General features: G+C 32.5%; 13 protein-coding genes. 7 read left to right on the forward strand and 6 right to left on the reverse strand.

Annotation, left to right across the window (positions count from 1 at the left end):
- Positions 1-11: 11 nt before the first annotated feature.
- Positions 12-1355: a Na(+)-translocating NADH-quinone reductase subunit A gene (locus KW502_RS03920; protein WP_219039230.1), complete on the reverse strand. Its 1344-nt coding sequence runs from the start codon at positions 1353-1355 to the stop codon at positions 12-14.
- 195 nt (positions 1356-1550) lie between these two features.
- On the opposite strand from KW502_RS03920, the gene KW502_RS03925 reads away from it, so the two are divergent.
- Together KW502_RS03925 and apaG are read left to right on the forward strand one after the other, a co-directional pair.
- Complete coding sequence (locus tag KW502_RS03925; protein ID WP_219039231.1) at positions 1551-2801, forward strand: type IX secretion system plug protein; 1251 nt, start codon at positions 1551-1553, stop codon at positions 2799-2801.
- A 230-nt stretch (positions 2802-3031) separates the two neighbouring features.
- Entirely contained in the window at positions 3032-3418 is a 387-nt protein-coding gene (gene apaG / locus KW502_RS03930; RefSeq protein WP_219039232.1) for a Co2+/Mg2+ efflux facilitator ApaG/CorD, read from the forward strand.
- Here apaG and KW502_RS03935 read toward each other — a convergent pair.
- A complete protein-coding gene (locus KW502_RS03935; protein ID WP_219039233.1) occupies positions 3402-4130 on the reverse strand; it encodes an NRDE family protein in 729 nt (242 codons plus the stop codon). The genes apaG and KW502_RS03935 overlap by 17 nt on opposite strands.
- 146 nt (positions 4131-4276) lie before the next feature.
- On the opposite strand from KW502_RS03935, the gene pruA reads away from it, so the two are divergent.
- A complete protein-coding gene (pruA, locus tag KW502_RS03940; protein ID WP_219039234.1) occupies positions 4277-5902 on the forward strand; it encodes an L-glutamate gamma-semialdehyde dehydrogenase in 1626 nt (541 codons plus the stop codon).
- 63 nt (positions 5903-5965) lie between these two features.
- Here pruA and rsmG read toward each other — a convergent pair whose 3' ends face one another.
- Both rsmG and KW502_RS03950 read right to left on the reverse strand, forming a co-directional pair.
- Complete coding sequence (rsmG, locus tag KW502_RS03945; RefSeq protein ID WP_219039235.1) at positions 5966-6595, reverse strand: 16S rRNA (guanine(527)-N(7))-methyltransferase RsmG; 630 nt, start codon at positions 6593-6595, stop codon at positions 5966-5968.
- Between the two features lie 55 nt (positions 6596-6650).
- The gene (locus KW502_RS03950) at positions 6651-7400 is read right to left on the reverse strand and encodes a TrkA C-terminal domain-containing protein (RefSeq protein ID WP_219039236.1); all 750 of its coding nucleotides are present in this window, start codon (positions 7398-7400) and stop codon (positions 6651-6653) included.
- Between the two features lie 124 nt (positions 7401-7524).
- On the opposite strand from KW502_RS03950, the gene KW502_RS03955 reads away from it, so the two are divergent.
- Both KW502_RS03955 and KW502_RS03960 read left to right on the forward strand, forming a co-directional pair.
- Positions 7525-8625 (forward strand): fatty acid desaturase family protein, encoded by a 1101-nt coding sequence (locus KW502_RS03955; RefSeq protein WP_219039237.1) that lies wholly within the window; start codon positions 7525-7527, stop codon positions 8623-8625.
- Between the two features lie 20 nt (positions 8626-8645).
- Positions 8646-9833 carry a pyridoxal phosphate-dependent aminotransferase gene (locus KW502_RS03960; RefSeq protein WP_219039238.1) on the forward strand — a complete coding sequence of 396 codons (1188 nt, stop codon included), beginning with the start codon at positions 8646-8648 and terminating at the stop codon, positions 9831-9833.
- Between the two features lie 81 nt (positions 9834-9914).
- On the opposite strand, the gene KW502_RS03965 is transcribed toward KW502_RS03960, so the two are convergent.
- Positions 9915-11411, reverse strand: coding sequence for a TrkH family potassium uptake protein (locus KW502_RS03965; protein ID WP_219039239.1), 1497 nt, complete (start codon positions 11409-11411; stop codon positions 9915-9917).
- Positions 11411-12760: a Trk system potassium transporter TrkA gene (gene trkA, locus KW502_RS03970; protein ID WP_219039240.1), complete on the reverse strand. Its 1350-nt coding sequence runs from the start codon at positions 12758-12760 to the stop codon at positions 11411-11413. Before trkA ends, KW502_RS03965 begins: the two co-directional genes overlap by 1 nt.
- Positions 12761-12894: 134 nt before the next feature.
- On the opposite strand from trkA, the gene ubiE reads away from it, so the two are divergent.
- Both ubiE and porT read left to right on the forward strand, forming a co-directional pair.
- The gene (ubiE, locus tag KW502_RS03975; RefSeq protein ID WP_219039241.1) at positions 12895-13623 is read left to right on the forward strand and encodes a bifunctional demethylmenaquinone methyltransferase/2-methoxy-6-polyprenyl-1,4-benzoquinol methylase UbiE; all 729 of its coding nucleotides are present in this window, start codon (positions 12895-12897) and stop codon (positions 13621-13623) included.
- A 4-nt stretch (positions 13624-13627) separates the two neighbouring features.
- Complete coding sequence (porT, locus tag KW502_RS03980) at positions 13628-14320, forward strand: type IX secretion/gliding motility protein PorT/SprT (RefSeq protein WP_219039242.1); 693 nt, start codon at positions 13628-13630, stop codon at positions 14318-14320.

Below are 14320 nucleotides of genomic sequence, written 5' to 3' on the forward strand. Positions count from 1 at the left end.
TTACGGTGCTTTTATCCTACTTCAGTAATCATTAAATCTAACCCAAGACGTATAATTTCTTGCGCTTCAACTTTTGATGTATTTACATAATCTATTAATGCAAAATCTTCTGGTATTACTTCGTAAATACCCAAATTTTCCATCTTCTCAATATTCCCTGTCATACAAGCTTTTAACAATTGCATTGGGTAAACATCTAAAGGCATCACCTCTTCCATTTCACCAGTAACAACCAAAGCTCTTTCTTCTCCATTTAAATTGGTATTCACATCATATTTTTTATTCGGGAACATCCAAGACAATGAAGTTTTAGACATAGAATGAATATTGTTATAAGTAAACGGCAACCAACCAAACATTCTATAATTATTTCCTTCAGGAATTACAGAAACAGTATTATCGTAAAAACCAACGTATTGGTGATTAGATAATTTTAAACCTGTTAATACATCTCCAGAAATAATTCTAGTTTCAGACTCATTTACTTCACCAACTAAATCTGTTACATTTGCACCTAAATAGGTTTTAAAATACTTTCTATCTTTAGCATCAGCTCCAACAACCGCAATAGTTCTTTTCGCATCATATCTTCCAGTTAAAAACAACCTTCCTATAATTGCAACATCTTCAGGACCTACTACCCAAACTCGATCTCCCATATTCATAGGTTCAGTTTCTTGAACATGCACCCCTACATTTCCTGCTGGATGCGGACCAGAAACATTCAAGATTTCAACACCTTGAAGATCTTTTAATTTTGAAGACTTACCATTTACTGCAACATAAACTTTACCTGCTGTTAACTTCTTTAACGCCTTAAGCCCTTCTTGAAAATCTTCTTTTTGATCTTGCAAGATAAACTCAGCATTTGCAGCTAACGGAGCTGAATTATAAGCAGAAACGTAAATTGCTTTTGGCGCATCATCTGGGTCTGCAAGAATATCATAAGGACGCTGCTTTATAAAAGCACCACATCCACTTTCAAAAACTCTAGCTTTAACCGTATCTGCATCAGAATTATCAACATTCATCACGCCAAATTCTTTATAAGAATTAACAGCATCTGCTTCGATAATAATCTCTAAAACACGACGTTTCGCTCCTCTTAAAACTTCTTTAATCGTCCCACTAACAGGAGAAGAAAATTTAACCGTATCGTTATACTTTGAGTAGAAAATAATTTCACCAGCCTGCACCTTAGCTCCTTCTCTGAGAACAAGCTTCGGAACAACACCGTGAAAATCTGGTGGTTTAATAGCAAAGGTCTTTGATTTTGGAGCCTCAACAAGCGTTTGCTCTGCCTCTCCTTTAAATCGCAAATTAAGACCCTTCTTAACTTTAATGTCTTTTGACATAATTTTGTTATCAGTTAATATTCGCGGTTGCAAATTTAGTAATTAAATACCTGATGTTATAAACTTGTTAAATGGAACTTCCCAAATAATAATAATTTATAATTATTCTAAATAATACATTTTCATTTTCAAGAAACCTCTTCTACAGAAAACTTTTTACTTATATTTAAACCGAAATTCAGCAGATCTATTTTCATGAAAAAAATCATTTTTATTTCATTCTTATTAACAGCTTCATTATCAAGCTTTTCTCAAGCGCTTGAAACTACTCCTCCCGAATACATAAGAACAATTCAATTTCAAGGAAACGCACAATTTAGCGGAACCCCTATTATTGCTTTAGGAGAAACACTTACTATTTCTTTTGATGATTTAATTGGTGATGAAGCAGATTACTACTACACCATAGAACATTATGATTTTGATTGGAAACCCTCCAACCTTGCTAAAAATGAATATATGGAAGGTTTTGACAATATGAGGATTCTTAATTACAAAAATTCTTTTAACACGCTTCAAATTTACTCTCATTACACACTATCTATTCCTAACAAAAACACCAGAAGATTAAAAGTTAGCGGTAATTACATGCTAAAGGTTTTTAATAACGATAAAGAATTGGTTTTTTCTAGAAAATTTATGGTTTATGAAGATATCGCTATCGTTAAAGCAGAGATCAAACGATCAAGAAATTTAAAATATATAGATACTAAACAAGTGGTCTATTTTTCTGTAGATGGCGCTGACCGAATTATTTTTAGAAACCCAGATCAGAACCTAAAAACGCTTATTATTCAAAATAATAATTTACAAAACTCTATTTATAACCTAAAACCTCAATATTCATTAGGCAATGAATTAGTATATCGTTATGATCAAAAAGCCGCATTTTGGGGAGGTAACGAATACTTAGAATTTGATAACAAAGATGTTAGAGCCGCCACGATGAATGTAAGAAGCATTCAACTTAAAGATATTTATAATACATATTTATTTACTGATAAAAATAGATCATATGATCCATATACTTACGATCCAGATATTAACGGTCAATTTAAAGTAAACACCATACAGGGAGAAGATCCTACTATTGAAGCTGAATATACCTGGGTTCATTTCTATCTTGCTAATTATGAAAAACTAAATGATGGTCAAATTCATATCTACGGAAATTTTAATAATTTCAACATAGATAAATCTACACGAATGATCTTTAACCCCAAAACCGAAGTTTATGAAGGCAAACGCCTATTTAAGCAAGGGTTTTATAATTATAAATACGTTTTAGTCAATCCCGACAAAAGTATTAATGAAGGATTTAATAGCGGTAATTTTGATGAAACCGAAAATCAATATACCATCTTAGCTTACTATAGAGAAATAGGAGGAAGATACGATAGAATTATAGGTGTAGGAAGTGCCAACAGCAGAAATATTAGCAATTAGTTTTCTGAAAAGAACATCACTTTATTTAAACAAAAACAGCATTAAAATATACCAACCTCAACAAATCAAAAAAATTCAAAAAAAAAAAAAAAAAAAAAACACGCTCTAATATTTTATAGAAAAGGTTTTTAAACACTTTTAAAATTTGTGTTTTTTTAAATGCTATATTTATTATATTAGCATATAAAATCAAAGGAACAACTTTTTTAGCATCTTTGCGTTTTAATACTATGATTCAACAAGTAACTAGAGGTATAAAAATTTCAGTAAATACTAGTTTTCAAGGCACTTTCTTGAAAAACTATAAGATTTATTTTGCCTTCAGTTATCAAATCACTATTAAAAACCAAAGCAATGATTCGGTTCAACTGAATTCTAGATTTTGGAAGATTAAAGACGCCTTAAATAAGAATCTAATCGTTAAAGGTGAAGGTGTTATTGGCGAAAAACCAGTTTTAAAACCTGGGGAATCGCATACCTATACCAGCGGATGCCAAATTACTTCTCCGTTTGGAGCGATGAGCGGTTATTACGATATGATTAATTTTACTTCTACACGAAAGTTTAAAGTTGAAATTCCTTCCTTTAAACTTAGCGCTCCTATTGCGTTAAATTAAGTTTCTCTTCAGTCACTTCATTTTTTAGAAGATTTTCAAATTTCATACTTATCTTATTGCCTTGGGTTAAAAGTTGCGTTACGCTTGTGGTTTTTAACAAACCACGATCAATTATAAATCCATTTTCAGCATCATCTTTCCCTGCCTGATGATGAAATTCCCAAACCTCGTTTGCTGTTAAATGCTTTAGATCGTGTTCAGCTATAAAATCATTAAACCATTGGTGACGCTCTTTTTTCATTTCTGAATTGTACGTCATCGATGCCGACCAAATATGCGCTTTAACCTCTAGCGGAAAATTTTTTACCTCATCCCCATCCCACACCAACTGCTGAATTTTAATTTCAGAATGCCAAGAAATATAAATTATGGTAAATGGCTCAATTTCATTGTATTCATAATTACTTACCATTTCATTAAAGTCTAAGGCTAATAAATGCTCTTTTAACACCACTCCTCGACTCTTTTTATAACTCGCTTTGCGTTCATGAGCATATTCGGCTCCGTTCATCAAACAAATTAATTTAGACTTCTCACTAACTGCAACCCAAGTACCACCAGCTATTTTATCTTTCGGGTAAAGTAATTTCACACCATTTTCGTTATAAATACGAGGAGCTAAGGTTGGACGGTCACTCGCTTCATCTCTATTAGAGGTAAAAATAAATTTTTTAGAATGACAACCTAAAGAAATAAAAGATACGGTACACATAAATTCAAAAATAACATAACTACTTCAGTCTTAATAAAACTTAACAGAAATTAATAAAACCTTAAATTTCTATGAGTTTTAAGTTCTTAGATTTTAGCTATCTTTATCAAAACAAATATTAATAAATAAAAAACCAAAATAGAATTATGGGGAAAGGATTTTTTCAAGTTCCGCCAGCACATAACGAACCTATAAAAAGTTATGCTCCCGGGACCCCGGAAAGAGAAGAAGTATTACTAACTTATAAAGATTTATATAATAAAAAAGCTGATGTTCCTCTTTATATTGGTGCTGAAGAAATAAGAACTAAAAAAACAGCGACGATGCACCCGCCACATGATCATAAGCACAATTTAGGTGTTTATCATTTGGCTGAAAAAAAACATATTGAAAAAGCAATAGATGCTGCTTTAGAAGCTCGTAAAAAATGGGCTAAATTAGAATGGGAACAACGCGCAGCCGTATTTTTAAAAGCTGCCGATCTAATCTCAGGCCCTTATCGCTATAAACTAAACGCAGCAACGATGATTGGGCAGTCTAAAAATATTTTTCAGGCTGAAATAGATTCTGCTTGTGAGATCGCAGATTTCTTGCGTTTTAACGTAGAATACATGTCTGAAATTTACAACGATCAACCAGAATCTGACGAAACCGCCTGGAACCGTGTAGAACACAGACCTCTTGAAGGTTTTGTTTACGCTATTACTCCGTTTAACTTTACCGCAATCGCTGGTAATTTACCATCTGCTCCGGCATTAATGGGGAACGTAGCAATTTGGAAACCTAGTGACAGCCAAATGTTTTCTGCTCAAATTTTAATGCAAGTATTCAAAGAAGCTGGAGTTCCTGATGGCGTTATTAATATGGTGATGGGAGATCCTGAAATGATTACCGATACTATATTAAAAAGTCCAGATTTTGCTGGTATTCATTATACAGGAAGCACTAAAGTCTTTAAAGATATTTGGGCAAAAATTGGTCAGAATATTCATACTTATAAGACTTATCCAAGAATAGTAGGAGAATCTGGAGGTAAAGATTTTATTATCGCACACCCATCTTCAAACACCAAAGAAGTTTCTACCGCTATTTCTAGAGGTGCTTTTGAATATCAAGGCCAAAAATGTAGTGCCGCTTCAAGAATTTATTTACCGAAAAGTTTATGGCCACAGATTAAAGAAGAATTAATTGAAGATATTTCATCTTTTAAAATGGGTTCTCCTGAAGATATGGGCAATTTTATTAATGCGGTGATCCACGAGCGTTCTTTCGATAAATTAGCAAAGTATATTGACCAAGCTAAAAAAGATAAGAAAGCAGAAATTATTATTGGTGGTAATTACGACAAGTCTGTAGGTTATTTTGTTGAACCAACAGTAATCGTAACGACAGACCCACATTACACAACAATGGAAACTGAGTTATTCGGGCCTGTTGTAACGATTTATGTTTACGAAGATGAAAAGTGGGAAGAAACTTTAGTTGAGGTAGACAACACTAGTGCTTATGCATTAACCGGAGCGGTTTTCTCTAAAGACCGTTACGCTGCTGCACAAGCAACCGATATACTACAAAACTCGGCAGGTAACTTTTACATTAACGATAAATGTACTGGAGCTGTAGTTGGAAGACAACCATTTGGTGGCGCAAGAGCCAGCGGAACTAACGACAAAGCAGGTTCTAAATTAAACTTACAACGTTGGGTATCTCAACGATTAATTAAAGAAACTTTTGTACCAGCAACAGATTATAGATATCCGTTTATGGATTAATATTTTATCATCCAAAATAAAAAAGCCTCGCAAATTGCGAGGCTTTTTTATTTTGGATTTCAATTATCCTTTATATTTCATAGGGAGATGAACTACTTTTTTAGTATCAAAAAAATCTTCTTCAAAGTAATCAGAGAGATTATAAATCTTGGCGGTTTTATATTTTGCTAACTCTTCAGACAAATCACCACCTTTTAAATATAAAATTCCGTTTTTGAGTTCGTGTACACTTTTCTTTTTTATTTTTCCTTTTACCCAATGCACAAAAGTTTCCATTTGCGCGACAGCTCTACTTACAATAAAATCATATTGTTCGTCTATTTCTTCTACTCGGCAATTAGAGCTTTTTACATTTTCAAGCCCTAAACCTTCTTTCACTTCATTCACCACTTTAATTTTTTTCCCTATACTATCTACTAAATGAAATTGAGTTTCAGGAAAAAGTATTGCCAAAGGAATACCCGGAAAACCACCACCAGTACCTACATCCATAACAGAAGATCCTGGTTTAAAATTTTGAATTTTAGCTATCCCTAAAGAATGTAATACGTGACGCAAATAAATTTCATCTATATCTTTTCTAGAAACTACATTAATTTTAAGATTCCAGTCTTTGTATAAATCTTTGAGTTGAGTGAATTGCTGTTTTTGCTGATCAGTTAAATTCGGAAAGTAGTTTAATACTTCATTCATGGGTTAAAGCTTATTTTACGGCAAAATTAAAGGTTATCTATTAATATTTATACATTTAATGTTTACTTTCTTTATCTAAATTTTCTTTAGCTGCAATTTTATTATGATTCCAATCTCCTAAAAAATCATCATCTCTAGCATCTAAATTTCTAAATACTTCTGCTTTTCCATACATCGTAATAATATCATTTACAAGAATTACATTATCGCCGTTAGGAGATCCAATATAATTACCATCTTCTTTTTTAATTCCCAAAACATTAATCCCTTCACTTTTTAAATCTAGTTCTAATAAATTTTTATTTGCTAACCAACTCCCCTTTCGTACTCTTAATTCTGAAATTTGATATTCACCAGAGAGATGAAGTATTGCTGCGTAATCTTTAACATCTATTTTAGTATACTTCTTAAGCATTCTATCTATCACTTTAGAAAGCCATTTATCTACAATTTTACTTTTTATAGCTAGCCAAAGTAAAGTTAGCCCCACTAATAAAATTAAGATACTGTACAATAAAGAACTTCGATTACTAGGTAACACAAAAGTTAATATTAAAGAAGAAAGCGTCGTAATAATACCGGCATTACCTACTAACATTAAGACATAGATAATTTTTCTTCTAACAGGATGGTTTAATAATTTTTCACTCTCAGCAGACGTAAAACCAGAACCCGTGTAGGCAGATCTTGCTTGAAATTTAGCCACATCTGTAGAAAGTCCCGTATGCATTAAAGCGATAGCAGCAACTTTAGTTAATAATGCTGAAAGTGTTATAATTACAAATAATGATATTGCTGCTAACATATTCTAAGTGGTACTATATAAGAATTTAAAAATAAGTTATTTTAATTTATCAAAAAGGTTTATGATATCTAATAAGCTTTTAAAGCGATTAATTTTTACCTTTGAAAATATTTAAGTTAACAAAATGATACAAAATTCTATAAAATTTTCTAGAGTAGACTCTGCGAAGTTCTTTAGAACTCTCAATAAGAGGGTAAATAACTATTTTAAAGAAAATAATATTAAAAGAACAGGCAACTGGAAGCTTCACCTGAAGACCATTATCATGTTTTCTCTTTTTTTATCTCCTTATTTTCTTATGCTCACCCTAGATATTTCTCAGTGGTGGATGCTTCTTCTAACCGTAGTAATGGGTATTGGTATGGCTGGAGTTGGCATGAATGTTATGCACGACGCCAACCACGGTTCTTACTCATCAAAGAAATGGGTAAACAAAATCATGGGAGGTAGCATGTATATTCTTGCTGGTAATGTTTATAACTGGCAAGTACAACATAACGTTTTACACCATACCTATACTAATATTCATGGTCACGATGAAGATTTGGAAGCGGGTAGAATTATACGTTTCAGCCAACATTCAAAATGGTATCGATTTCATAAATTTCAGCATTATTATTCTGTTTTTCTATATGGATTACTTACGTTTAATTGGGTAATTACTACAGATTTCAAACAAACGAAAAGGTATTTAAAAAGAAAATTAGCCTACGGAAAAATGCCTAGCCCGATTAAGCAGTGGAGCACTTTAGCCGTCACAAAAACACTTTATATCGCAATTTGGATTATTTTACCTATGCTTATTTTAAATATTTCTTGGTGGAAAATTTTATTAGGCTTCTTTATTATGCATTATACAGCAGGACTCATATTGAGTGTTGTTTTTCAGTTAGCGCACGTAGTTGAAAACACAGAAATGCCTTTACCAGATGAAAAAGGATCTATGAAAAATACTTGGGCTATTCATCAATTATTTACAACGGTAAATTTTTCAACTAAAAATAAAATTGTTAACTGGTTTACTGGAGGGTTAAATCATCAGGTAGAACACCATATTTTTCCAAACATTAGCCATATTCATTATTCAAACATTTCAAAAATAGTGAAAGAAACAGCTAATGAATGTAACCTTCCTTATCACGAATACAAAACTACCAGAGCTGCTATAATAGCTCATTTTAAGCATCTAAGAGAAATGGGAGCAAAACCTGCAGTAGCTTTATAAACTTAACTTTTAACACAACCATGCAAAAACAACTTTCTGAAAGAATTAATAAATTAGAAACTTCTGCAACATTGGCGATGGCTGCTAAAGCCAGAGAATTAAAAGCAGAAGGCAAAAATATTATTGGATTAAGTTTGGGAGAACCAGACTTCAACACTCCAGATTTCATTAAAGAAGCTGCGATACAAGCAATTAATGATAATTATAATTCTTACACTCCGGTAGATGGATATGCGGAATTGAAAGAAGCCGTTATTGAAAAATTTAAAAGAGATAATAACCTAACCTACGATGCTTCTCAAATTGTAGTTTCTACAGGAGCAAAACAATCGTTAGCTAATGTAGCGATGGTGATGTTAAATGCAGGAGATGAAGTTATTTTGCCTTGCCCATATTGGGTAAGTTATAAAGACATTGTAAAAATTGCTGAAGGAATTCCGGTAGAAGTAAAAACTTCTATCGAGAATGATTTTAAAATGACCCCTAATCAGTTAGAAGCTGCAATCACTCCAAAAACAAAAATGCTTTGGTTTAGTTCTCCTTGTAACCCGAGCGGTTCTCTTTACAGTAAAGAAGAATTAAGAGCTTTAGCCGATGTTTTACAAAAGCATCCTCAAATTATTGTGGTAAGTGATGAAATTTACGAACATATAAATTTTGTTGAAGGCCACGCCTCTATGGCTGAGTTTGAAGATATGTACGATCGTACCGTTACCGTAAATGGTGTCTCTAAAGCATTTGCTATGACAGGATGGAGAATTGGTTATATTGGCGCTCCTTCTTACATTGCTAGAGCTTGTAACAAAATACAAGGTCAAATTACGAGTGGTGCAAATTGTATAGCACAACGCGCTACCATTACTGCGTTAAAAGCTCCAGTAAGCAAAATTAAATACATGATTGATAAGTTTAAAGAACGACGCACGTTAATCTTAGACTTGTTAAGTGAAGTTGAAGGATTTAAATGCAACCAACCTGAAGGTGCGTTTTACGTTTTCCCAAATGTTTCTGCTTTATTTGGTAAAACATTTAAAGGAACAAAAATTGAAAACGCCACCGATCTTTCCATGTATTTATTGGAAGAAGCTCAGGTTGCTACAGTAACTGGCGAAGCTTTTGGCAACCCTGATTGTATTAGAATTTCTTATGCTGCAAGCGAAGAAAATATTAAAAATGCTATTGCTCAAATTAAAGAAGCTTTAAGTTAAAAATAACACATTATAATATTATTAAAAAAAGCCTTATTAAATTGATAAGGCTTTTTTGTTAAGATATTTTTCAAGTTTTATTTATCTATTTCTCCAAAAGAAAGGCGTTAAAATAATAAGTACTGTAAACAGTTCTAACCTTCCAATAAGCATTAAAAATGAACACCACCATTTACCAGGAGATGGTAAAGCATCAAAGTTATTCACCGGACTTAAAGCACCAAATGCTGGACCAATATTTCCTAAAGAAGAAGCCGCACCACCAATGGATGTAGGAAAATCTAAACCTAACGAAGCCAAACCTATAGCACCTATAATAAAAGCCAACATATATAAAATAAAAAAGCCCAAAATATTAAATACAATTTCACCCTTAATACTCTTACCGTTATAACGTACTGGTAAAATAGCATTGGGATGCAGTGTTCTTTTAAATTCTGTAATCCCGTTACGAATCATAATAATATGCCGCACGACTTTCACACCACCCGCAGTAGATCCTGCTGACCCCCCCAAGAAAAACATCCCGAAGAAAAAAATTGTCAGAAAAGGAGTCCATAAACTAAAATCTGCTGAAACAAAACCTGTGGTTGTAATTACCGTTAATACTGAAAATAAAGCATGACGAAAAGCACTTTCTGCCTCTCCCCAAACCATAGGGTGAGCAATTGAAGAAACTCCTACATCTGCGTTATAATAAATAAGTAAAGCAGCGATAGCGGTAAAGCCAAATACAAAAATACAATACCATTTAAACTCTTCATCTCTTAATACGCGCTGAACTTTACCTTTAAAACTGAAATAACTTAATACAAAATTTGTTCCTGCTAAAAACATAAACAATATTAAGATGTATTGAATCATAGGCTGATCATTCCAATAAGCTGCACTTGCATTTTTTGTAGAAAAACCACCTGTAGATAAAGTACTTAAGGAATGATTAATAGCGTCAAAGAAACTCATACCAGCTACTTTCAGCAAAATAGTTTCTGCAAAAGTATAGCCTACATAAATAAACCAAAGCCGTTTAGCCGTATCTCTAATTCTTGGTTTCAACTTATCTGCACTAGGTCCGGGAGCTTCAGCTGCAAATAGCTGCATACCACCAATTCCTAAAAGTGGTAAAATGGCAACGGCAAGAACAATAATTCCCATACCGCCAATCCAATGGGTAAGACTACGCCAAAAAAGAATTCCTTTTGGCACTACTTCAATATCATTTAATATAGTTGCTCCAGTGGTGGTGTAACCAGACATGGTTTCAAAAAAAGCATTAGTTACCGTTGGTATAGCTTCAGAAAAAAGATAAGGCAGCATACCGCTTAAAGTCATAAAAACCCAACCGAAAGTTACAATAATATAACCTTCACGTTTTTTCATTTCTTTACGATGATGACGTGTAAAAAACATTAATGCCATTCCTGCTAACATCGTGGTAACAGCAGCTCCCAAAATTTGAACAGTTACACCATCTGCAAAATACCAACTCACCAAACACGCTATAACCATAAACCCACCGTTGCAAACCAACAGTAGCCCCATAATATGCAAAATAATTTTGTAGTTAAGTTTTGGCATTATAAGAAGAGGTTTTCTACTTTCTTAATAGATCTTGGCAAACAACAAACCACTACTCGATCACCTTCAAGAATTTTGAAATTCCCTAAAGCGATGAGACCTTCTCCGTCTCTAACAACTCCACCTATAATTGCAGAACGAGGCAAGTCTATATCTATAATTTTTTTATTACAAACTTTAGAGGATGAATTAACAATAAACTCTAATAATTCGGCATTCATATTATTCAGTTTGGTCATGGCTACGACCTCTCCTTTTCTTACATACCTAAAAATATTGTTTGCTGCTAAGAGTTTTTTATTGATTAAAGTATTTATACCGATAGAATGACTTAGTTGAAAATAGTCCATATTTTCTACCAAAGCAATTGTTTTTCTAACGGTTTTAGATTTTGCCACCAAAGAAGACATAATATTGGTTTCAGAATTACCGGTTAAAGCAATAAAAGCATCCATATCATGAATATTTTCTTCTTCCATTAATTCTACATTACGACCGTCTCCGCTAATTACTAACACTTTCGGTAATTCATCGGCAAGTTCAAAGGCTTTTTCTCTATCATTTTCAATAAGTTTCACATTAAATTTTGCTTCACTTAAATCTTTAGCGGTTCTTCTTCCTATTTTACTTCCGCCTAAAATCATGATATTTTTAATATCTTGTTTTACTTTGCCAGTAAGTTTAAAAAGCTCTTCTACACCGTCTGGAGTAGTAATAAAATACACCTGATCTCCTTCTCTAAATTGAGTATCTCCACGGGGTATTAACGTGTATTGAGTACTAAAACGCTGAATAGCAATAGGCACAAAATGTAATTCAGGAAAAATCTCTGCGGCTTGCTTCACACTTTTCCTAACAAAAGATGCATTATTAGATAGTTTAAAACCTACCATCGTTAACGCTCCATCTTCAAATTCAAAAGTATCGTTAAAAGCAGACTGATCTAAAAGTAGTTTTATTTCTTTTGCTGCCAGCGCTTCGGGAGAAATTAACTCATCTATACCAAAACGTTTAAATCCTATTTCATCTTTATTTTCTAAAAATTCGGTATTAGAAATTCTAGCCACCGTACGCTTGGCGCCTAATTGTTTGGCTAACACACAAACCGTAATGTTAGTAGTTTCACTAGAAGTTACACTTATAAGTAGATCTACACCATTTATTTGAGCATCATTCAAAATTTTAATGGAAGTAGCGTCACCTTTAACGGTTCTAATATCCAGATGCGTATCTGCATATTCTAACCTGTTTTTATCGTTATCTATTAAGGTAATATCTTGAGATTCAAAAGAAAGCAATTTTGCTAAATGAAAACCCACTTCTCCTGCTCCCGCAATAATTATTTTCATATAAAGATGAACTATTTGACAAAGGAACAAAGATAGGTTATTTTATAAATATGAAGTAAAAGCTTCTACTGCAATTTTTTAAATGATAAAGCTAAATCTACTACATAAACCTTATCTTTGTAGAAATTTTTGCTATGTCTAAAAACGTTACTCCGTATAAAGATTCTAAGCTTACTAAGAAAAAGCAGGTAGAACAGATGTTTGATAATATTTCTGAAAATTACGATGGTCTAAACCGAGTAATTTCTTTTGGTATTGATACTTCTTGGAGAAAAAAAGTAATTAAATTAATAAGTGACACTCAACCTAAAAATGCATTAGACATTGCTACAGGAACTGGTGATTTAGCCATTAGCATGGCACAAAATGGCATCCCTAATGTAGTAGGTTTAGACCTTTCTGAAGGTATGCTGAATGTAGGAAGAAAAAAAATTGAAGAATCTTCTCTTTCTGAAAAAATTAAAATGATTCAGGGAGATTCTGAAAATTTACCTTTTGAAGATAATAGTTTTGATGCCATTACCGTAGCTTTTGGAGTAAGAAATTTTGAAACTTTAGAAAACGGATTAAAAGAAATTTTTAGAGTATTAAAACCCGGAGGTATTTTTGTAGTTTTAGAAACGTCTGTCCCTACAAAATTTCCTTTTAAACAGGGCTATAATTTTCATTGCAAGTATATTTTACCAACCATCGGAAAAGTGTTTTCTAAAGACAAAGTTGCCTATAAATATTTAAGCGATAGCGCTGCAGTTTTTCCTTATGGCGAAAAGTTCAACAATATTTTAAAGAAAATTGGGTTTACTAATACAAAAGATAAGCCTCAAACTTTTGGTGTGGCCACCATTTATACGGCTTCAAAATAATTGTATGAAGAGAATAATTATAATATTCATTTTATTTATAAGCTTTCAACACGTTAACGCACAACTTTTCTCAAAAGAAAAAATAAGAAATCTTGAAAATTTCGATAAACAAAGGTTGTCTTGGGGTTATTACTTAGGCTTTAATTCTTATGACTTTAAATTTGACTATAAAGAGCACCCTTCTAATGATGTTTTAGTTCAAAAAAATATAGGCTTAAATATTGGACTTGTTGGAAGCCTAAGAATCAATGATTATTTTGACATTAGATTAGAACCAGGTGTGGTTTTTGCTAATAGAAATTTAACTTTTCCAGGTATTGCTGAAGATAATTTAAGAGAAGTAAAATCTACTTATGTTCATATTCCTTTATTATTAAAATTTTCTACCAAACGAATCAATAATTTTAAACCTTTTATTGTAGGTGGGGTTTCTACTTCATTTAACCTTTCTAGCAATCAAGATAATCCCGACGATAATAGTGCTGGTGAATTTAGAATGATGAAGAACACTTACTATTATGAAGTTGGTTTCGGTATAGATTTGTATTTATTATTCTTTAAATTTTCACCTTCTATTCGAGGAGTTTTTGCTATGAATGATGAATTAAAACCAGATAACGCTCTTAATAGTCCTTATACTGGTAATATCGAAAAGATGTCTACAAGAGGTGTTTTTATTAATTTAACTTTTCAATAG

It is taken from the genome of Mesonia aestuariivivens (assembly GCF_019311235.1).
In the GTDB taxonomy this organism is placed as follows: Bacteria; Bacteroidota; Bacteroidia; order Flavobacteriales; family Flavobacteriaceae; genus Mesonia; species Mesonia aestuariivivens.